The sequence below is a fragment of the Paraburkholderia sp. 35.1 genome (genome assembly GCF_050436525.1).
In the GTDB taxonomy this organism is placed as follows: domain Bacteria; phylum Pseudomonadota; class Gammaproteobacteria; order Burkholderiales; family Burkholderiaceae; genus Paraburkholderia; species Paraburkholderia tuberum.
Genome location: NZ_JBNDMJ010000003.1, coordinates 3,069,801 through 3,089,903, shown reverse-complemented (window position 1 = coordinate 3,089,903; position 20,103 = coordinate 3,069,801). Strand labels below are relative to the sequence as shown.

The window sequence follows — 20,103 nt, the reverse complement described above, 5'->3', positions numbered from 1 at the left end:
GGTCGACACGGACAACGCGGTCAGCCCTATCAGGCCCGCTATGATAGCGGCCATGAGTTTTCGCATAGGACACTCCTTAGCGAAAGGGATTTCACTATATGCCTGTGTGTGCGCGCATTCAAGCAAACGACCATTGAAAGTAATCATGACAGGCCGCGCTTAAATGCTAAAAACGATTTGCGAAGCGCGCTAGCGGCCCGCGGCGCACCGTGCCCCCTCAAGTTGCCACAGAGCCTCATGAAACCGCCGCCGACACAGCGGAGGAAGCCCTCGCCACCGATCCCTGCGCCGCCGCTTTTTCGGCGCGCTCAGGACACTCGCCGATGATGTGCTTGCCCTCATCCGGATCGAGCATCTCGACCAGATAATCGACGAACGCGCGCACGGCCGGCACCATCCCCTGACGCGACACGAACACCGCGTACAACTGCGGCGTCGGAAAACTCCAGCCCGGCATCACGGGCGACAGTTGCCCCGCTCTCAACGCGGCTCCATACATCATCTCCGGCAAGGCGGCGATGCCGACGCCGGCGAGCACCGCCTCGCGAATCGTCATCAGATCGGCGGTCACGAGGCGCGGCTCGTGTTCGTGAGCATGGCGCGTGCCGTCGGGTGAGATCAGGTTGTACACGTGGCGGCCGTCGCTCGTCGGCACGTCGAGTGTTTCGAAGCGGTTCAGGTCGCCCGGCGTCAGCGGCGGCGCATTCTGCTGCAGCAGGCTCGGCGCGCCGACCAGCATCTGCTCGGTGCGCCACAGCGGCCGCACGACGATGTTCGCGTTTTCCGGCGGATCCGAACGCACGCGCAGTGCGACGTCGATCGAATCCTCGAACAGATCGACCACGCGATTCGTCACGCGCATCACGACGCGCACCTCCGGAAAGCGGTGCATGAATTCCGGCAGGATCGTCGACAGAATCGTCTGCGAGATCGTGACCGGCACGCTGACGCGCACCGTGCCGCGCGGCGACGAGCGCAGTTGCTGCACGACATTGACCGCCGCCTGCGCTTCGCTGAGCATCGCCTGACAGTGCTGGTAGAACAGCTGCCCCGCTTCGGTCAGTGCGAGCTTGCGAGTGGAACGCTGCAACAGGCGCACGCCGAGCGACGCCTCCAGCTCCGTGAGCCGACGCGACAGGCGCGACTTCGAGATGCCCAGCACCCGCTCGGCGGCCGAAAATCCGCCATGTTCGACGACCTGCGAAAAGTACATGAGGTCGTTCAGATTGTGTGAATCGATCTTCATCTCATCGTTCCATGAATAGAACAATCCATTGCTGAGGGGCGGCTGGCACCGCCAAAAACGGTCCCTATAATAGCCCCATGTTTCAGAAATCGCGCTATTCCCCATTTTTCGAGGTGATATTGATGACTACGTCACGCACGATCGAACGCACGTTCCCGTCGGTTCGCACAGTGGAGGGCGGCGGATTCATCGTTCATCGACCGTTTCCGACGCGTCTGCTGATGGACTTCGATCCGTTCCTGCTGCTCGACGAAATGGGGCCGGTCGACTATGCGCCAGGCGAGGCGATCGGCGCGCCCGATCATCCGCATCGCGGCTTCGAGACGGTCACCTATGTGCTCGAGGGCCAGTTCGGCCACAAGGATTCGGCGGGCCATTCCGGCACGCTGCACGCCGGTGACGTGCAATGGATGACCGCGGGCGCGGGCGTCGTGCATAGCGAAATGCCGGACCCGGAATTCACGCGCACCGGCGGTCGCGTGCACGGCCTGCAGCTATGGGTGAACCTGCCGCGTCGCGACAAGATGATCGCGCCGCGCTACCAGGAAATTCCGTCGACACGCATTCCGGCCGCGACGTCCGAAGACGGTCAGGTGCGCGTGAAGGTCATCGCGGGCGACGCGCTCGGCGTCAAGGCCGCGATCGAAACGCGCACGCCGATCCTGTATCAGCATTTCTCGTTGCAGCCGGGCGCGACGATCCGCCAGCCGGTACCGGCCGACTATCGCGTGTTCGCGTATGGGCTGTCCGGCAAGGGCGTGTATGGCGAAGGCGACGCGCGCGCGGACATCGACGCGCGCACGATGGTGGTGTTCGCCAACGACGGCGACGCGGTGACCATCACGGCCGGCGACGAACCACTCGAAGTACTGCTGCTCGGCGGTGTGCCGCTGAAGGAGCCGGTGGTGCGCTATGGCCCGTTCGTGATGAATACCGAAGACGAGATTCGTCAGGCGGTGATCGACTATCAGGCCGGGCGGATGGGCGCGATCACGCACTGACAGGCGAGCGCGTGCCGCGCGTTTGTCACGCCTGTCGGCGCGAGGCGAAGCTTGCCACCAGCCACGCGCGCCGCCAAATCATCCGCCACGGGCCGCGAACGCCGCTAAATTCGTTCACAATATCGGCTCATGTCGCGCGGCCCGCGTTGATTTCGACAGTCCGCGGCGCGCGACGCTATTAGATCCCTAGCAGAGGAGCCGCGCATGGCAGAGCCCACCGTCACCGCCCACATCGGTTCGACGAATTTCCAGGTCGTATTCGATGACGGCAAGCACACCTGGCTTGCCGACGAACCCGAATCGCTAGGCGGCGGCGACCGCGGCCCGACGCCGGTCTCGCTGCTGCTGTCGAGCCTCGGCGCTTGTACGTCGATCACGCTAAAGATGTACGCGCAGCGCAAAGGCTGGCCGCTCGCGGGCGTACGCGTCAAACTGTCGATGGAAACCGGCGACGCAGGCTCGACGATCGACCGCCAGATCATGCTCGATGGCGAACTCTCCGACGAGCAGCGGGAACGGCTTTTGCAAATTGCCAATGCGTGCCCCGTGCACAAGATCCTCACGCACACGATCTCGATCCGCTCCTCGCTCGCGGTCGCTTAACAGTCGCAGCAAACGCGCATAGGACGGTCGGACGCCGTCCGTTCGGGTCACGGGTATTGCAATATTTTCATAGGACGCAGTCGTCTTGAATTTCGAACACCTTATTCAGATCAACGATCCGTTGAATCCCTTCGTCGAATCGATGACCCGCGAGCAGCTGTGGGAAGGGCTCGTGCTGCGCGCCGAGCAGCCGCAACTGTTCGTGATTGGTCTCGACAGCTGCACGATCCTGTCGCGCGACGGCAATGTGCTCGAGCGTGAGTTGCACTACGGCCAGGCCACCGTGCGCGATCGCGTCACGCTGCAGGAAAGCGAAAGCGTGCGCTACGACATCCTGCCGACCGCCGAGCACGTCGGCGGCTCACTGACGATGACGATCGAGCAGCCCGATGAGCTGCAGTTGTTCCTACGCTTCGAGTACGCGACCACGCTGCCCGTCTCGACCGACCAGGACGCCGTGCAGACGCAGGAGATCGTCAAGTCCGCGTATCGCGAGAACGATATCGATACGGTGCGGCTGATCCGCCAGTACGTCGCGGCCGGGCAGGAACCGGGACCGTTGCACTGACGTACCGCGCGGGCGCCCTGCCCGCGCTTTCGCGGGGCCATGTCAGAATGGCTTCCAGAATCGCCATCTAGACGCACTTTCATTCAGCTATCAAAAGTCGGATCCGATCAATTTCTCGATCTTGTAAATAGGAATGGTTATCATTTAGAATAATCACATCGAATCGACGAACAAGCTAAAACGAATGACCGATATGACCCGCTCCTCCACGCTCAGCCTGCGCCGCTCGGCGGCCGCGCTAACCAGCCGCCCGAAATCGTCGACGACGGCCGCGCCCGCGGCGAAACCCGGCGCGCAACGCACCGCCGGCCAGAGCGAGACGTCGGAACGGGTCGTGCGCAGCGACGCGCTGCTGCAAGGCCATAGTCACATCAGCATCGTGCACAACGGCGACACGTATCAACTGCGTGCGACGCGCCTCGGCAAGCTGATCCTGACGAAGTAGCAAGGCAACACGAGGTAAGTACCGGGTATTGTGGGGACCACCTCCCAGAGAGGTGTTAGGCATTAGCCAGCCACGACGGTTTGCACGCGAGAACTAGACCCCTTCGTGCAGACACCAAGCCAGCCGTCGCAGCAAGCCAGGCCGCTTTTTTGGTTCTCGCTCGAAAGCCGATGCGCGCAACGGCGTACATCGCTGAAAATGATAAAGCCGTGGGATGTCACCATCCCACGGCTTTTCGTTTGCGCCTGCGTTCGCACCGGACACAGGCTGAAGACTTACTTCGAGGCCCAGCCCCAGAACATCAGCCACCACGCGCTATTGACGACCGCCAGCGCCGCGACGAACCACAGCATCGCCAGCGCGCGTTGCACGAAGCGCTCGCTGTAGCGGCGCGTGACGAGCCACGCGAGCCATGCGCTCCACGCGCTCGCAATCACGAGAATTGCGATGCGCAGATCCGACGCCCACCACAGCGACACGTGCTCGGCGCGCAGCAGCGACAGCGTCGTCGCCGACAAACCAAGGAATACGCCCGCGCCCGCGATCGGAATCAGCCCCTGCGTCAAGTGATGCAGACGCGTTGCGTCGAAGCGCCCGAGCATGCGCGTCGCGCCCGTCAGCAACAGCAGCAGCACGGTGCCGTAGACAAGCGCCGTCGACAGGATGTAGCCGATCAGCAGCGAGCCGTCGAGCCACGAGAACACGTCGTTCTGGTCGGGGTAATGCGTGAACAGGAACCACGGCGCGTTGGTGTCGAGCGGCCACGTGATGTCGCGATCGACGAGCCACGTCGCGGCGAACATCTTCAGGTCGATGAACCAGCGCGACGCGGTCCAGTGGAACGCGCCGATCGCGATGCCGAGCAGGCCATACAGGATCAGCGCGGTGTCCCACGGGTTCGCGTTCTTGTCGCCCAACTGCACGACTTCGGTCGACGGCTTGCGCCACGTCAGCGCGATCGCATCGCGGTGTCCGCTGCAGCGGCCGCACATATGGCAGTCCGCCGCGCCCTTCATGTTGCGCAACGGCACGAGCGGCGCGCAGTTGATCGGAATCACGCGATGCCCATGCTCGCCGTTCGTGTACGAGCGGCGCCACGCGTCTTCGTCGACCTTGTAGTGAAACGGCGCGAGCCGTGACAGAAGCGAAAAAACCCCGTTGACCGGGCATAGGTATTTGCACCAGACGCGCTTCTCGCGTCCGTATAGCAGACCGATCACGATTGCCGCGAAGGTCGAGCCGCCGAGCACCAGCAACACCGCTTTCGGATACTGGTAGACGCTCACCATCTGCCCGTAGATCGTCGTGATGCCGAACGCGACGAACGGCCAGCCGCCCCAGCGCATCCAATGCGGAATCGCGCGGCCGCGACCGAATTTGCTCGCGAATTCGGCGAGCGCGCCCTCCGGACACAGCACGCCGCACCAGACGCGGCCGAGCATCACCATCGACAGCAACACGAACGGCCACCAGATGCCCCAGAACACGAACTGCGCGGCGAGCGTCAGGTTGTTCCACAGATGCGCGGTGTCGTCCGGCAGCGGCATCAGCGCGGGCACGACGATCAGGAACACATACACCGCGACCACGACCCACTGGATGCCGCGAATCACCGCGCCGTGGCGCTGCATCCACCGGCCGGCCGCCGCGAGGCGGCCCGGCCGGGAAGCCATCACGGCGCTCATGCCGCGCGCCCTACCGTCTGCTGCGCGGGCTTGCGACTGGCGCGGCGCACGAGCAGATAAACGACCGCCCAATACACGGCATAGGCGAGCAGATTCATCAGCGCCGGATGCGCGCGGTAGCCGGTCAGCGTCGCGACGAGCGAACCGAAGGTGCTCGAGTCATCGAGAATCGCCGACGAATTCCACAGCTGGTCGACGAGCGTCGGCAGGATTTCCTTGTCGATCAGCTTGTCGACGCCGGTCTGGAACAGCCCCGCGCCGAGGAACAGCAGCATGATTTCGGTGACGCGAAAAAAGAGCCGCCACGAGATGATCTTGCCGCCGAGCTGCAACACGTAGAAGGTCAGGAACGCAAGCGCGAGACCGATCACGACAGCGAGCATCTGACTGCCGTCGACATGACCCGACTGGCCAAAGCCGAGGCCGTACAGGAAGATCACGGTTTCGCTGCCTTCGCGCGCGATCGCCAGTGCGACCAGCAGCGCCACGCCCCACCAGTTCGAATCGCGCTGGCTCTTTTGCAGCGACTGTTCCATGTCGCGCTTCAGCGTGCGGCCGTGCTGCTTCATCCATAGCACCATCTGCACGATCAGCACGCAGGCGATGAGCACCATCGCGGTCTGGAAGTAATCCTGCGCGTCACCGGAGAGCACCTCGGTGAAGCCGACCAGCGCCGCGCCGAGCGCCACCGCCGCGATCACGCCGGCCGCCACGCCGCCCCACAGGTACGGCAAGCCGCGGCGGGCGTCGTCGTCGCCATTTTTCAACCACGCGTACAGGATGCCGACGACCAGCAGCGCCTCGACGCTCTCCCGCCACACGATGAACAGAATCTGACCCATTCAAGCTCTCCCTTCGATCCTTCTACTGCCCGCTTCCGTTGCCTCGCGCGACCGACAGCGCCCGCTTGCCGTGGCGAGTTCGCGTTCGCGTTCGCATTCGATCGAGACCACTGCTTACTTCGCGACGATCACGCCCTGCGCCTGGTGGTGAAAGTCGTCGAAAAACTTGTATTCGCCCGGCTCCAGCGGAGCGATCACGACGAACGAATCGGCGCCCGGCGCCAGAACCTTCTCTTTACGCAACTGCACGCTTTCGAATTCGGCCGCGCCCTTGCCGGTGTTGCGTACTTCGATCTTGATACGCTGGCCTGCCGGCACTTCGATGCGGGCCGGCTTCAGTTTGCCGTCGTTCATTTCGAGCTTGAAGGTCGGCAGGTCGGCTGCATGAGCCGTGGCCGCCAGGCAAAACGTGGCGGCAAGCATCGCGATCTTTCGGTTGATTCTCATTGCCCTTTCCGGAAAACGCGACGCGCCAATGCCAGATATGACTCCGACTGTCCGCGCGCCGTCTGCTGCATTCACTGATACGTCGAGCGACGCATTGGCACCGCGCGCCGATCAGTAACCGCCCTTCTTGCCGATGCCAGCGAAGGTGAAGTCGTATTCGAGCGTGATTGGCTTGAACCACGGACCCACGCCGGTTTCCTTGTCGACGTGACGGCCGAACGCCATGTGGCCCATTTGCATCGGCGGTTCGACGATCAGCTTCAGGTGATACTTGCCCGGGCCTTGCAGCTTGACGTTGTCGCCGTAGTGCGGACCATCGTTCGCGACCATCGGCATCAGGTCGCCCTTCAACGGCTGGTTCGAGCCGGCCTTCGTCAGTTCGTAGTGCACCTGCAGATACGGCATCCAGTCGCCTTCGGCGAAACCGGTCGGATTGTTCTTGACCGCGTGGATGTCGGACTCGAGGTGAATGTCCGAATCCGACGCCTTGCGCATCATGCCTTCAGGTTCCATCGTGACCGGCTGCAGGTAGACCGCGCCGATTTCCATGCCGCCCTGGATCTGCTGCTTGCCAATCGGATATTCGGCGGCCGAGACCGACAGCGCCGCGACAGCAGCTACCGCTGCCGCGCCACCGCGCACAAACGAAGAAATCCGCATTGAAGCTCCTTGTTTTGATCAGACTGGGAATCGATTTCGTTGAAACACTGCGCTCGCAAGTCAGATGTAAATTTAAATGCGAACCATTCTCAATATTGGCGCGAGTTTATCATCGATCGTTGACGAGAACAAACCTGTCAGCACGCTCTGCCTGAGGTCAGCAGGGTCTTAAGGCTCGCTTAAGAAACCTTCGTGCGGCGAGGAAACAGGGACGGAATTCGTCACGGCCAAGTTGGCCGCGCCGACGGCTGCAGCGGGAGCTAAAGCGCCGGCCGATGTGAACAGGCGCGGCGAATGGCCGCGCCCTTTCGTGGTGGACAAAAGCGGTGGAGGGACGCTAGCTATTCGACGCCCGACACGTGGTCGCCGACGTTCGCGCCGAACACGCGCTGACGCAGCAGCGCTAGCTGGTCGCGGGTCTGCGCGGCCTTCTCGAATTCGAGATTCTTCGCGTGCTCCATCATCTGCTTTTCGAGGCGCTTGAGCTCCTTGGCGAGCTGCTTCTCGGACATGTCCTCGAACTTCGCGCGAGTCTGCTGCTCCTTCAACTCGGCACGCGCTTCGTCGATGTTGTACACGCCATCGATGATGTCGCGAATCCGTTTCACGACGCCGCGCGGCGTAATGCCGTGCGCGGCGTTGAACGCGATCTGCTTCGTACGCCGCCGCTCGGTTTCGTCGATCGCGCGACGCATCGAGTCCGTGATGTTGTCTCCGTACAGAATCGCCTTGCCGTTCACGTTACGCGCCGCCCGGCCGATGGTCTGGATCAGCGACCGCTCGGCGCGCAGGAAGCCTTCCTTGTCCGCGTCGAGAATCGCGACGAGCGACACCTCGGGAATATCGAGCCCCTCGCGCAGCAGGTTGATCCCGACCAGCACGTCGAACGCGCCGAGACGCAGATCGCGGATGATCTCGACGCGCTCGACCGTGTCGATGTCGCTGTGCAGATAGCGCACCTTGATGCCATGGTCGGCCAGGAACTCGGTGAGCTGCTCGGCCATCCGCTTGGTCAGCGTCGTGACCAGCACGCGGTCGCCGGCCTTGATGCGCTCGTTGATCTCGCCAAGCACGTCGTCGACCTGGCTGCGCGCCGGCCGCACCTCGATTTCAGGGTCGACGAGGCCGGTCGGACGCACAAGCTGTTCGGCGACCTGCCCCGCGGTCCTCTTCTCGTAATCGGCGGGCGTCGCCGACACGAACACGACCTGGCGCATCTTGCGCTCGAACTCGTTGAACTTGAGCGGCCGGTTGTCGAGCGCCGACGGCAGCCGGAAGCCGTAGTCGACGAGGTTTTCCTTGCGCGCGCGGTCGCCGTTGTACATGCCGTTCAGCTGGCCAATCAGCACGTGCGATTCGTCGAGCATCATGATCGCGTCGGGCGGCAGGTAATCGACGAGCGTCGGCGGCGGCTCGCCCGGCGCCGCGCCCGAGAAGTGCCGCGAATAATTCTCGATGCCCTTGCAGAAACCGAGCTCCTGCAGCATTTCGAGGTCAAAGCGGGTGCGCTGCTCGAGGCGCTGCGCCTCGACGAGCTTGCCTTGGCTATAGAAGAATTCGAGGCGCTCGCGCAGCTCGGCCTTGATCGTTTCGACGGCGCGCAGCACGGTATCGCGCGGCGTCACGTAGTGCGACGACGGATACACGGTAAAGCGCGGAATTTTCTGTCGCACGCGGCCGGTGAGAGGATCGAATAGCTGCAGTGTTTCGATTTCGTCGTCGAACAGCTCGACGCGCACCGCCATCTCGGCGTGCTCGGCCGGGAAGATATCGATCGTGTCGCCGCGCACGCGGAACGAGCCGCGCTGGAAGTCGGCTTCGTTGCGGCTGTACTGCATCGCGATCAGCCGCGCGATGACGTCGCGCTGGCCGAGCCGATCGCCGGTGCGCAGCGTCAGGATCATCTGGTGGTATTCGGACGGATTGCCGATACCGTAAATCGCCGACACCGTCGCGACGATCACCACGTCGCGACGCTCCATCAGGCTCTTGGTCGCCGACAGCCGCATCTGCTCGATATGCTCGTTGATCGACGAGTCTTTCTCGATGAACAGATCGCGCTGCGGCACATACGCTTCCGGCTGGTAGTAGTCGTAGTACGAAACGAAGTACTCGACCGCGTTGCGCGGAAAGAACTCGCGGAACTCCGAATACAGCTGCGCGGCGAGCGTCTTGTTCGGCGCGAACACGATCGCCGGGCGGCCGAGCCGCGCGATCGTGTTGGCCATCGTGAAAGTCTTGCCGGAGCCGGTCACGCCGAGCAGCGTCTGGAACGCGAGACCGTCGCCGACGCCTTCGACGAGCGTGTCGATGGCCGTGGGCTGGTCGCCGGCGGGCGGATACGGCTGGTAGAGCTTGAACGGTGAACCTTCGAACGCGATGAATTTTGATTCGTCGAGCGTATCGTCGGCTTCAGTCAGATGGTGTTCGGACATGAGGGGCGGCACCGGGCCTTGGGCAAAGAATCATTCTAACGGGTTGCGGAAAGCGAAGATCGAGCGGGCTTACGTAGGGCGCCCTAGGCGCCGGTGTGTATGGCCCTTTGCGGACTTGCGCGCCCTGACGGGGTTTACCGCGAACTCCCATGCCGGGCTCTGTCCTCCACGCCACGCGTCATCGTGGCGCAGTCAGCGCCAAGGGGCAACGCACCTCGGCCTGGTCGCGCGGTCGACATCGCCACGCCCGCTCGAATTCCTTACTGCCACATGGCTCTCCAGTGCCTGTTTTTCAAGCAAATAATCGCCTTTTGCCCGTCTGGTCGTCCGAAAAAAGCGCCCGGATTCGTTACAATGCGAAGTTGCGCTCGCTCGCCGCTGTCCATAGGCCGTCCCCGATTTTCGCGTTTCGTCGAACTCACGCCCACCCGCGAAACGCCGCCGACGCCCAAGATGAGGCCGCTCGCGCGCGAAGCCGCCCTCTTTTCACTACTGCTGCCCACCCATCATGTCTCTGTTCTCCGCCGTCGAACTTGCTCCCCGCGACCCGATTCTGGGCCTGAACGAAGCTTTCAACGCCGATACGCGCGCCACCAAGGTCAACCTCGGCGTTGGCGTGTACTTCAATGAAGAAGGCAAGATTCCGCTGCTGCGCGCCGTGCGCGAGGCGGAAAAGGCTCGCGTCGAAGCCGCGCTGCCGCGTGGCTATCTGCCGATCGAAGGTATCGCCGCTTACGATGCCGCCGTGCAAAAGCTGCTGCTCGGCAACGACTCGCCGCTGATCGCGGCCGGCCGCGTCGTCACGGCGCAGGCGCTGGGCGGCACGGGAGCGCTGAAGATCGGCGCCGACTTCCTGAAGCGCGTGAATCCGAATAGCAAGGTCGCGATCAGCGATCCGAGCTGGGAAAATCACCGCGCGCTGTTCGAAGGCGCGGGCTTCGTCGTCGAATCGTATCCGTACTATGACGCGCAGACGCACGGCGTGAACTTCGACGGCATGTTGAGCGCGCTGAACAGCTATGAGGCGGGCACGATCGTCGTGCTGCACGCGTGCTGCCATAACCCGACCGGCGTCGACCTGAGCGTCGAGCAGTGGAAGCAGGTCGTCGAGGTCGTCAAGGCGCGCAACCTCGTGCCGTTCCTCGATATCGCCTACCAGGGCTTCGGCGACAACATCGAAGCGGACGCGGCAGCCGTGCGTCTGTTCGCGGCGCAGGAACTGAACGTGTTCGTGTCTTCGTCGTTCTCGAAGTCGTTCTCGCTGTACGGCGAGCGCGTCGGCGCACTGTCGATCATCACCGCGAGCAAGGAAGAAGCGGCGCGCGTGCTGTCGCAACTGAAACGCGTGATCCGCACCAACTACTCGAACCCGCCGACGCACGGCGGCTCGGTAGTCGCGGCCGTGCTCGCATCGCCGGAACTGCGCGCGACGTGGGAAAGCGAACTGGGCGAAATGCGCGAGCGCATCCGCGCGATGCGCAATGGTCTCGTCGAGCGTCTGAAGGCAAGCGGCGTTGATCGTGACTTCAGCTTCGTGAACGCCCAGCGCGGCATGTTCTCGTACACGGGTCTGACGGCACCGCAAGTGGACCGTCTGCGCGAAGAGTTCGGTATCTATGCGGTCAGCACGGGCCGCATCTGCGTGGCTGCGCTCAATACGCGCAACCTCGACGTCGTCGCCACCGCGATTGCTCACGTGCTGAAGTAAGGCGATTCACAGCGCGGAGGTTTGCCGTGCAAGTGCAGCAGGTTCGCCGCTGCCACCGCCTGTAAAAACGGCGCCCTTTTCTGAAAGGGCGCCGTTTTTTTATTTTCTGACGGTTCGGCCTTGGTTGGCGCAGCGTCGGGGCTCTCCGCGAGGAATCAGCGCGAATCCCGATGAATATCGTGCGTGACGAACCCGGCATCGTTTTCCGGCATATCGAGCCAGTCGGGCTGCTCGAGAGAACGGAGAATATCTTCGAGACCGCTTCGCCAATGCTCGCGCATCGTCGACAGACCGAATTGAAAGTCCTTGTAGTGTCCTTCGTATTCCTTGTGCCGGTAGATCAGGTGAATCACGTTGTAGCGCTTTGAACACGACAGATCTTCGGCCAGCTTGCACCACGGATCGTCGCGTTGGTCTTCTGGCACACGGTCCAGCACCTCGCGCAGTACGTGGCGGAAACGCTGCGAGCGCTGCAGCATGTCGGTCACGAGACGCGTACGGCTCGAATACTGGATGTCTTTCATGCGGCCCTGCACGTCGGTGAGGTTGTCCGGCACCGGCCCGATCGCACTCCATAGGTCGACCTGAAACGCGAGCGTGTCGCGACGCGGCGTGGACTGGAGCATCTCGTAGAGCGGCGTATTCGACATCAGGCCGCCGTCCCAGTAGAACTGACCGTCGATCTCGACGGCCGCGAAGCCCGGCGGCAACGCGCCAGACGCTATGAAATGCTCGGGCCTGAGCGTGGTGTGGGTATTGTCGAAGTACGCGAAATTGCCCGTGCCGCAATTCACCGCGCCCACCGACACGCGTATTTCGCCGGAATTAATCCGGTCGAAATCACACAGCGACTCGAGCGTGGCCTTCAGCGGCGTGGTGTCGTAGTAGCTCGCCAATTGCGGCGGACCGGACACCGTGGGCAACGGCGGTGGGAAACGCGGCACGAAAAAGCCCTTTTGCCCTTCGACGATCGCGCTCATTGCCTGCGCTGCCGTAAATGCCTTGCGCACCGCTTCGCTCGAATTGAACAGAAGGTGCTCGATCGGAGCCGGCAAGGGCGCCCCGAACGCCGGCTGGCAGATCGTCTCCCAGAATTGCAGCAGACGCTCGACGCGTCGTTCCGGTGGATTGCCCGCAATGATCGCCGTATTCAGTGCACCGATCGAGATGCCCGCGATCCAGTTCGGTTCGATGCCGGCTTCGTAAAGTCCCTGAAAGACGCCGGCCTGATAGGCGCCGAGCGCGCCGCCGCCTTGCAGCATCAGCGCGACGGTTTCGTAGTTGGGCAACCGGAGATGCCGGCGCGGGCGGGCGGCGACCGACGGACCCGCGCCCTCCCCGTCGCCCGACACGCCCACCCGCGCCCGCTTCAGATTGCGTTGCGCCATGGGCCGCCCCTTAGTGCATGTACCAGCCGTGGCTCACGACGAACGACTGGCCGGTCAGCGCCGCGCTCGGGAATGTCGACAGGAACAGCACGGTCTGCGCGACGTCTTCGACCGTCGTGAAGATACCGTCGACGGTACCGCCCAGCATCACGCGCTTGATCACTTCCTCTTCGCTGATGCCGAATTCTTTCGCCTGCTCGGGAATCTGCTTGTCGACGAGCGGCGTGCGCACGAAGCCCGGACACACGACGTGCGAACGCACGTTATGCGCAGCGCCCTCCTTGGCAAGCACGCGCGACAGGCCCAGCAGAGCGTGCTTCGCGGTCACGTACGCCGACTTCAGCGGCGAGGCGAGATGCGAGTGGACCGAGCCCATGTAAATCACGACGCCGCCGCGATTGTCCTTGTACATGTGCTTGAGCGCGGCCTTGGTGGTCAGGAACGCGCCATCCACGTGAATGGCCTGCATCTTCTTCCAGTCCGAGAACGAATAGTTTTCGATCGGATTGACGATCTGGATGCCGGCGTTGGAAACGAGAATGTCGATCGAACCGAATTCCTCGGCGACCTTGTCGATCCCCTGGTTGACGGCATCTTCGTTCGTCACGTCCATTGCCACGCCGATTGCCTTACCGCCGCCCTTTCTGATTTCTTCAGCCACGGCGTTCGCACCGTCCTGGTTCAGGTCGGCGATCGCGACCGCAGCACCCGCGGCCGACAGAGTCAACGCGATCTGTTTGCCGATGCCGCTCGCGGCACCAGTGACGACGGCAACTTTGCCGTTCAGATTCGAGTTCAGAGACGACATCCAGAACCTCCATGCAGTTGATGAGCAATGAGACCACGAGACCGCGCGCGGCGAGAAGTCGGCCAAACGGTATAGACCGTTCGGCGGATGCAGCGCGGCGGCCGACTTCGCTATTGTGCATGAACCCTGTGAACGACATAGGTAAAACGCACATCGAACCGTATCTCTTTAAACTGGACGCTTTCGGGCTGAATCCGGGCTCCGTTCCCGTGGCATCACCAACCAGGAGACATGCATGAATTATCGACGTCTGGGCCGCTCGGGCCTGCAAGTGAGCGAGTTGTCCATCGGCTCATGGGTCACGTACGGCAACCAGGTGGATCACCGCGCCGCGCGCGAATCGCTTGCCGCGGCGCGCGACGCGGGCGTCAATTTCTTCGACAACGCCGAAGTCTACGCGGGCGGCAAATCCGAGGAGATCATGGGCCATGCGTTGAAGGAGCTCGCGTGGCCGCGCGTGAGCTACATCGTGTCGACGAAATTCTTCTGGGGACTCAACGAAGCGCCGAACCAGTACCACACGCTGAACCGCAAGTACCTGATCAACGCGATCGACGCGTCGCTGAAGCGCCTGCAGCTCGACTATGTGGATCTCGTGTTCTGTCATCGTCCGGACCCGAACACGCCGGTCGAGGAAACGGTGTGGGCAATGAGCGACATGATCGCGCGCGGCAAGGCGCTGTACTGGGGCACCTCGGAATGGAGCGCCGACGAGATTCGCGCCGCCTATGAAATCGCCGAGCGGCATCATCTGCACAAGCCGGTCATGGAGCAGCCGCAATACAACCTGTTTCACCGCAAACGCGTCGAGCAGGAATACAAACGGCTCTACGAGGACATCGGCCTCGGCCTGACCACGTGGAGCCCACTCGCATCGGGTCTGCTCACCGGCAAATATCGTGACGGCGTGCCAGCCGACAGTCGCGCGCAGTTGCAGGGCTATGACTGGCTGCGTCAGCAGCTCACGGACCCGACCCGGAACAACGTGGTCGGCCAGCTCGGCGCTGTCGCCGACGAGCTCGGCTGCACGGTCGGTCAGCTCGCGATCGCGTGGATTCTGAAGAATCCGAATGTCAGCACGGTGATCACCGGCGCCTCGCGGGTCGAACAGATCGGCGAAAACATGCAGTCCGCCGAGGTGGCCAAGCGCATCACACCGGAGATAAAGCAGCGGATCGAGGAGATCATCGGCGACGCGCACGAGTAATCGCGGGCGCAGCGCCACGCACCGGGTGGCTAACCGGGCACGCGCGGTCGCGTACAATACGCGACCGCGCGTCGCCGGCTCCTTCGGGCCAGCCTGCGCTCTCTCAGCGTCCTCTCATCATGCTCAGCTACCGCCACGCCTTTCATGCCGGCAATCACGCCGACGTTCTGAAACACGCCGTCGTGTTGCAGCTCCTGCGCTACCTTGGCCAGAAGGACAAGGCCTACTGGTATATCGACACCCACGCGGGCGCCGGCGTTTACTCGCTGAAGGAAGGCTACGCGACGAAGACCGGCGAGTTCGAAACGGGTATTGCGAAACTGTGGGGCCGCAACGATCTCCCGCCGCTGTTCGCCGAATACGTCGATGAAGTCAGCGCGCTCAATGCCGATGGCCAGTTGCATTTTTATCCGGGCTCGCCGTATCTTGCGTGGCGACAACTGCGCGCGCAGGATCGTATGCGGCTCTTCGAATTGCACAGCACCGAAATCGACGTGCTGCGCCACAATTTTCGCGACGCGGGCCGACGCGCAATGCTGTATGCGGGCGACGGCTTCGACGGGATTCTCACGCTGTTGCCGCCCGCGCCGCGCCGCGCGCTGATCCTGCTCGACCCGTCGTATGAAGACAAGCGCGATTACGGGCGCACGCTGCGCTGTGTCGAGGAAAGTCTGAAGCGGTTTCCGACCGGCACGTATGCGGTCTGGTATCCGCAGGTCAAGCGCCCTGAGTCGCAGCGCTTTCCCGATCAACTGAAGCAGTTGCAGAAGGACAACTGGCTGCACGTCAGCCTGAGCGTCAGCAATCCGCCGGAAGACGGCTATGGGCTGTTCGGTAGCGGCATGTTCATCCTGAATCCGCCGTATACGCTCGCCAAGACGCTGAAGGATCAGATGCCATGGCTCGTCAAAACGCTCGGCGAGGACAAGGCTGCGACGTTCAAGGTCGAATATCGCGGCAATTGAACGTGATGAGCGGCGCGTGAGCGTGCCGCGCGCGGTTCCCCGTCACCTGTCTTGCGCAACCCGATCTCCGCATAGGCTCACTTGAACTGCGCGGCCGCCTTGCTCGCGAACTGGTTCGTATAGGTAGCACTCAGATCGATCTTCTTCGGATCGAGCCGGCTATCGAACGACGACAACGCGCGCAGCGACGTCGCCGGGCCATCAGCGGGCATCAGTCCGTCCGGCGAATACGCGTCGCGCACGTTGTGAAAGGCGTCGAGATAGAGCGTCGGGTCGCCCAATAGATAAGCTTGCGGCACCATCTTCAGCAGATCCGCGTCGCTCGCAGTCTGCAGCCAATGATTCGCACGCACGATCGCGTTGGTCAGCGCCTGCGTTGTCTTCGGATTTTTCTGGATGAAGCTTTCGGCCGCGTAAAGCGTCGCCGCGGGCATCATGCCGCCGAACACCTCCTGCGTGCCTTTCACCGTGCGCGTATCACCAAGCACCTTGATGGCGCCGCTACGCGTGAGCTTGGTCATCATTGGATCGACATTGGACAGCGCGTCGATCTGCCCACTGCCCACCGCGGCCAGCACCGTCGCGCCGCTGCCGACACCGATCGCCGAAATGTCGCTGCGCTGCACGCCGGCCTTGCGCAACGCAACGGTGAGCACGAGATCCGTCGACGAACCCGGTGCGCTCACGCCGACCTTCGCGCCTTTGAAGTCCGCGAGCGACTTGATCTGATCGGCCTTCGACTTCACCACGCCGATCACGATCTGCGGTGCGCGGCCCATCAACACGAACGCGCGATAGTGCTGACCCTTCGCCTGCATGAACAACGTGTGCTCGAACGCGCCCGCGCCGACTTCGGCGCTGCCGCCCACCACCGCTTCGAGCGCTTTCGAGCCGCCCGCGAAATCTTCGAGCGTGACGTTCAGGCCTTCGTCCTTGAAGTAGCCGAGCTGCTGTGCGGCGAGGACCGGCAGATAGTACAGGCCAGGTAAGCCGCCGACGGCCATCGTCAGTGTCGGCATTTCCGGCGTGTCCTTCGCGAACCCAGCGCCGGGCAACGCGGCCAGTGCGAGCAGCATCACGCAGGCGCGCGTCGCACGCTGCATCCATTGATTGAGCATGGTGACGTCTCCTTGTTGTGTTTTCCGTTCGAAGCAGTGACGCAGGCGCACTTGCCGAGATCCAAGCTCACGGCGGCGAGGCGCGCAACGATTGTCGTCGGACGGTTTCACGGACGCCATGCGCCCAAACCCGAATGAGATTGTCGGGTGCGAGGCAAGCTGGCGTATGGGGGAGAAACGGGACCGCGCAGAAGCACCGCCGACGATCTTTCGCGCCGTCGGTACCTATTGCGGAACGGGCACCGCTCGAGGCACCGGCCGCGGCGGCACGCCACCACCCGCCGGCAATTGGATATACGGCGCGACCACGAACGGCGGCGACGATTCCGGAGGCAGCTCGACCGGTGCCGCGATCGGCGGCGCGGCGACGATCGGCTCCGGCGCTGGCGGCGAGCTCAGCAGTACGGTACCGCTCTGGCCATTATTGACGCCGCCAAGCGTATCGAGGATCACGGGAGGACGCCCGTTATCGGACACCGCGAATGCGTCCGACGCGGCGCAGAGGGCGGCGAGCGTCGCCATGGCGGCCGCGGCCATCACGGCTCGGAAAGTTTGCAGCGAACGGACGGAGGACATGGACAGCCCGATTGGTTATGAATGCCGTCTTGCGCGAAAAACGCCATACATTACCGCGGGCCGCGTTACGAAGCTAGTCGATATTCGCCATCAGCAGCTTTCTTGCGCCGTTCACTCGAAAAAACGTCGAAGCCACACGCGGATTTCGATGTCCAGATATGACAAAGCCCCGCTTTGACGGGGCTCGACATTGGTACTGCACGGCCGCGCAAAAGCAGCGCCGCCAGGTCAAACTCGAAGCGGAAACTTACAGCGAATAGCCGTTGGTTTCGAGCGAACGGATGCGCTGTTCGAGCTGAACGATATCCGACGACGAGGCGAGATATGCCTCACGACGGCTACGTTCCGCGGTTTCGAACCAGGTGCTGAGCTTCTCAAGAATGAATGCAAACATGATGTTCTCCAAGGATCAGATCGAATCCCCGGTGATTTGACATCAGGGATTTCCCGTGAAAGGGTTAACCCGCATTATAGCCTTAAGGTGCAACCTGAATAGTGAAATGCCCGCATGGTGTGCATTCCGTTTTGGAATAGTGCACTGGAAAGGTGCAACGCATTTCCTGATTTTATTGGGATTCATCCAGGCGTTCTTTATGTGGACGTCATTTTCGCAATTTTTATGCGCACTTTCGGTGCATGAATCGCTCGACCTTAAGAATCGGCAGGCCGGGTTGCACTTCGATTAGCCGCTTAAAGCGGACGGCAACCTTGTCCCGATACAAGATCGGTGTCCGCCAGCCGCTCGATAATCGGACAATCTGGCCGGTCATCACCATGGCAATGATCGGCCAGATGCGCGAGAGTGTCGCGCATGTCCGTGAGTTCGGCGATGCGGCGATCGAGTTCGGCGACATGTTCGAGCGCGATCCGCTTTACTTCGGCACTTGCACGCGAGCGGTCGTGCCATAGAGCAAGCAGCCGCCGGATATCCTCGACCAGAAATCCGAGCCGGCGAGCCTGGCGAATAAAGCGCAAGGAATGCACTTCCTGCGGGCCATACACGCGATAACCGGCACTCGTGCGCGCCTTCGCAGTCAATAGGCCGACACTTTCGTAGTAGCGGATCATTTTTGCCGTAACGCCCGACACGCGGGCCGCTTCGCCTATGTTCATGACTGTTTCCTCAAGGTTGCGGCTGAACTCCAATCGATCCTATACCTTCCCATGCTGGGAAGGTCAGCTACCCAAACAAGGTACGGCAGGCATAATTCGACTATCCGCAATCTGATTCCGCCGAGGTCTTTGCAATGACAACCGAACTCCATGTAGAAGGCATGAGCTGCCAGCACTGCGTTGCCGCTGTCACGAGCGCGATTCGCGAGCACGACGCCGCCGCGCAGGTTCAGGTGGATCTCGCGACCGGCCGCGTGCTCGTGGAGTCGGCGCAACCCGTCGATGCGCTGAAGGCCGCGATTGACGAGGCCGGATACACGGTCACGTCTGTGCGCTGAGGGTGCCGCGCATGTTCAAGGTTGCCGTAATAGGTGGTTCCGGATTGCTCGGCCGCGCGCTCAACGACGAACTCGCGCGCCAGACCGGCTGGCAGACCGTCTCCACCGCATATAGCCGAACGTCTCCGCGAATGGTCGCGTTGGATGTTCGCGATAGCGTCGCGGTCGAGCGTTTCATCGACCGCGTAGCGCCGGATGCCGTCGTGGTTGCCGCGGCGGAGCGCCGTCCCGATGTATGCGAGCGCGATCCGGCGCTTGCTCGCGCGCTGAACGTCGATGCCGTGCGAATGATCGCCGGGGCGGCGAACCGACACGGCGCGTGGACACTGTCGATTTCGACCGACTACGTGTTCGACGGCACGCACCCGCCCTATCGTCACGACAGCACACCTGCGCCACTGAACGCGTACGGACAGAGCAAGCTCGAAGGCGAGCGAGCGCTGACCGACACGGCCGAGGGCGGATGCGTGCTGCGTCTGCCGCTGCTATATGGTCCGATCGTCAGTTGGTCGGAATCGGCCGTGACTAGCCTCATGCCGGCGATTGCAGCGGCGGCGGCGCCGGGGGCCCAGGCTGCCAGGATGGACGCTTGGGCGATCCGCTATCCTACGTTCACGCCCGATGTCGCTTTCGTGATCCGACAGATGCTCGAGCGGCACGCGCGCGGCGAAACGGTCTCTGGCATCGTGCAATGGTCGGGCGACGAACCGATGAACAAGTACGAGATCGCCGTGCGTCTGGCAGAAGCGTTGCAACTCGACGCGCGTCTGACGCCCCAGCGCACACCCACCGACGCGACGCCGCGCCCGCACAACTGTCATCTGGCATCGAGCCGTTTAGAGGTACTCGGAATCGGTCGACGCACGCCTTTCGATATGGCGATCCGGGAGGTGCTGGCCGCGTTTCCGTGGCAGGGACAGGCAACTTCCGTATGATCCGGCGCCTTGCGT

Annotated in this window: 21 protein-coding genes; 9 read left to right on the top strand and 12 right to left on the bottom strand. The window is 62.7% G+C overall.

The window, feature by feature from the left end; translation table 11 throughout:
- Positions 1 to 235 precede the first annotated feature (235 nt).
- Positions 236 to 1,246 (bottom strand): LysR family transcriptional regulator, encoded by a 1,011-nt coding sequence (locus tag OKW27_RS34430; protein ID WP_187613915.1) that lies wholly within the window; start codon positions 1,244 to 1,246, stop codon positions 236 to 238.
- Positions 1,247 to 1,368: 122 nt separating this feature from the next.
- Here OKW27_RS34430 and OKW27_RS34425 point away from each other — a divergent pair, with 122 nt between their 5' ends.
- From OKW27_RS34425 to hemP, 4 genes are all read left to right on the top strand, one after another.
- Positions 1,369 to 2,247 carry a pirin family protein gene (locus OKW27_RS34425; protein WP_429336061.1) on the top strand — a complete coding sequence of 293 codons (879 nt, stop codon included), beginning with the start codon at positions 1,369 to 1,371 and terminating at the stop codon, positions 2,245 to 2,247.
- Between the two features lie 204 nt (positions 2,248 to 2,451).
- Positions 2,452 to 2,850, top strand: a complete 399-nt coding sequence (locus tag OKW27_RS34420) for an OsmC family protein (protein ID WP_090803849.1) — start codon at positions 2,452 to 2,454, stop codon at positions 2,848 to 2,850.
- A gap of 85 nt (positions 2,851 to 2,935) precedes the next feature.
- Positions 2,936 to 3,418, top strand: a complete 483-nt coding sequence (locus OKW27_RS34415; RefSeq protein ID WP_090803848.1) for an SRPBCC family protein — start codon at positions 2,936 to 2,938, stop codon at positions 3,416 to 3,418.
- Positions 3,419 to 3,602: 184 nt separating this feature from the next.
- The gene (gene hemP, locus OKW27_RS34410; protein WP_090803846.1) at positions 3,603 to 3,863 is read left to right on the top strand and encodes a hemin uptake protein HemP; all 261 of its coding nucleotides are present in this window, start codon (positions 3,603 to 3,605) and stop codon (positions 3,861 to 3,863) included.
- 275 nt (positions 3,864 to 4,138) lie between these two features.
- Here the strand turns inward: hemP and OKW27_RS34405 are convergent, their stop codons facing one another.
- The 5 genes from OKW27_RS34405 to uvrB all read right to left on the bottom strand — a co-directional run bounded on the left by OKW27_RS34405 (position 4,139) and on the right by uvrB (position 9,932).
- On the bottom strand, positions 4,139 to 5,548 hold the full coding sequence (locus OKW27_RS34405) for a 4Fe-4S binding protein (protein ID WP_429336060.1): 1,410 nt from the start codon (positions 5,546 to 5,548) through the stop codon (positions 4,139 to 4,141).
- A complete protein-coding gene (locus tag OKW27_RS34400; RefSeq protein WP_187631087.1) occupies positions 5,545 to 6,390 on the bottom strand; it encodes an FTR1 family iron permease in 846 nt (281 codons plus the stop codon). Before OKW27_RS34400 ends, OKW27_RS34405 begins: the two co-directional genes overlap by 4 nt.
- A 114-nt stretch (positions 6,391 to 6,504) precedes the next feature.
- Positions 6,505 to 6,837 carry a cupredoxin domain-containing protein gene (locus tag OKW27_RS34395; protein ID WP_429336059.1) on the bottom strand — a complete coding sequence of 111 codons (333 nt, stop codon included), beginning with the start codon at positions 6,835 to 6,837 and terminating at the stop codon, positions 6,505 to 6,507.
- A 111-nt stretch (positions 6,838 to 6,948) separates the two neighbouring features.
- The gene (locus tag OKW27_RS34390; RefSeq protein ID WP_090803840.1) at positions 6,949 to 7,497 is read right to left on the bottom strand and encodes an iron transporter; all 549 of its coding nucleotides are present in this window, start codon (positions 7,495 to 7,497) and stop codon (positions 6,949 to 6,951) included.
- A gap of 341 nt (positions 7,498 to 7,838) precedes the next feature.
- Positions 7,839 to 9,932 (bottom strand): excinuclease ABC subunit UvrB, encoded by a 2,094-nt coding sequence (gene uvrB / locus OKW27_RS34385; protein WP_090803838.1) that lies wholly within the window; start codon positions 9,930 to 9,932, stop codon positions 7,839 to 7,841.
- Positions 9,933 to 10,440: 508 nt separating this feature from the next.
- Here uvrB and OKW27_RS34380 point away from each other — a divergent pair.
- A complete protein-coding gene (locus OKW27_RS34380) occupies positions 10,441 to 11,640 on the top strand; it encodes an amino acid aminotransferase (RefSeq protein WP_429336058.1) in 1,200 nt (399 codons plus the stop codon).
- A 155-nt stretch (positions 11,641 to 11,795) separates the two neighbouring features.
- On the opposite strand, the gene OKW27_RS34375 is transcribed toward OKW27_RS34380, so the two are convergent.
- Entirely contained in the window at positions 11,796 to 13,028 is a 1,233-nt protein-coding gene (locus OKW27_RS34375) for a DUF3734 domain-containing protein (protein ID WP_090803834.1), read from the bottom strand.
- Positions 13,029 to 13,038: 10 nt separating this feature from the next.
- On the bottom strand, positions 13,039 to 13,836 hold the full coding sequence (locus OKW27_RS34370; RefSeq protein WP_090803833.1) for a 3-hydroxybutyrate dehydrogenase: 798 nt from the start codon (positions 13,834 to 13,836) through the stop codon (positions 13,039 to 13,041).
- Positions 13,837 to 14,071: 235 nt separating this feature from the next.
- Between OKW27_RS34370 and OKW27_RS34365 the strand changes: the two genes are divergently transcribed.
- Together OKW27_RS34365 and OKW27_RS34360 are read left to right on the top strand one after the other, a co-directional pair.
- Entirely contained in the window at positions 14,072 to 15,043 is a 972-nt protein-coding gene (locus OKW27_RS34365) for a potassium channel beta subunit family protein (protein WP_429336057.1), read from the top strand.
- A gap of 119 nt (positions 15,044 to 15,162) precedes the next feature.
- Positions 15,163 to 16,008 (top strand): 23S rRNA (adenine(2030)-N(6))-methyltransferase RlmJ, encoded by an 846-nt coding sequence (locus tag OKW27_RS34360; protein ID WP_184062159.1) that lies wholly within the window; start codon positions 15,163 to 15,165, stop codon positions 16,006 to 16,008.
- A 77-nt stretch (positions 16,009 to 16,085) separates the two neighbouring features.
- On the opposite strand, the gene OKW27_RS34355 is transcribed toward OKW27_RS34360, so the two are convergent.
- The 4 genes from OKW27_RS34355 to cueR form a co-directional block, all read right to left on the bottom strand.
- A complete protein-coding gene (locus tag OKW27_RS34355; RefSeq protein WP_429336056.1) occupies positions 16,086 to 17,126 on the bottom strand; it encodes an ABC transporter substrate-binding protein in 1,041 nt (346 codons plus the stop codon).
- Between the two features lie 225 nt (positions 17,127 to 17,351).
- A complete protein-coding gene (locus OKW27_RS34350; RefSeq protein WP_429336055.1) occupies positions 17,352 to 17,702 on the bottom strand; it encodes a hypothetical protein in 351 nt (116 codons plus the stop codon).
- Between the two features lie 247 nt (positions 17,703 to 17,949).
- Positions 17,950 to 18,096, bottom strand: a complete 147-nt coding sequence (locus OKW27_RS34345; RefSeq protein WP_018418650.1) for a DUF3563 family protein — start codon at positions 18,094 to 18,096, stop codon at positions 17,950 to 17,952.
- Positions 18,097 to 18,392: 296 nt separating this feature from the next.
- Positions 18,393 to 18,815 carry a Cu(I)-responsive transcriptional regulator gene (gene cueR / locus OKW27_RS34340; protein ID WP_018418651.1) on the bottom strand — a complete coding sequence of 141 codons (423 nt, stop codon included), beginning with the start codon at positions 18,813 to 18,815 and terminating at the stop codon, positions 18,393 to 18,395.
- Between the two features lie 134 nt (positions 18,816 to 18,949).
- On the opposite strand from cueR, the gene OKW27_RS34335 reads away from it, so the two are divergent.
- On the top strand, positions 18,950 to 19,153 hold the full coding sequence (locus OKW27_RS34335) for a heavy-metal-associated domain-containing protein (RefSeq protein ID WP_429336054.1): 204 nt from the start codon (positions 18,950 to 18,952) through the stop codon (positions 19,151 to 19,153).
- A gap of 11 nt (positions 19,154 to 19,164) precedes the next feature.
- Positions 19,165 to 20,088, top strand: a complete 924-nt coding sequence (locus OKW27_RS34330) for a dTDP-4-dehydrorhamnose reductase family protein (RefSeq protein ID WP_429336053.1) — start codon at positions 19,165 to 19,167, stop codon at positions 20,086 to 20,088.
- Positions 20,089 to 20,103: the final 15 nt, after the last annotated feature.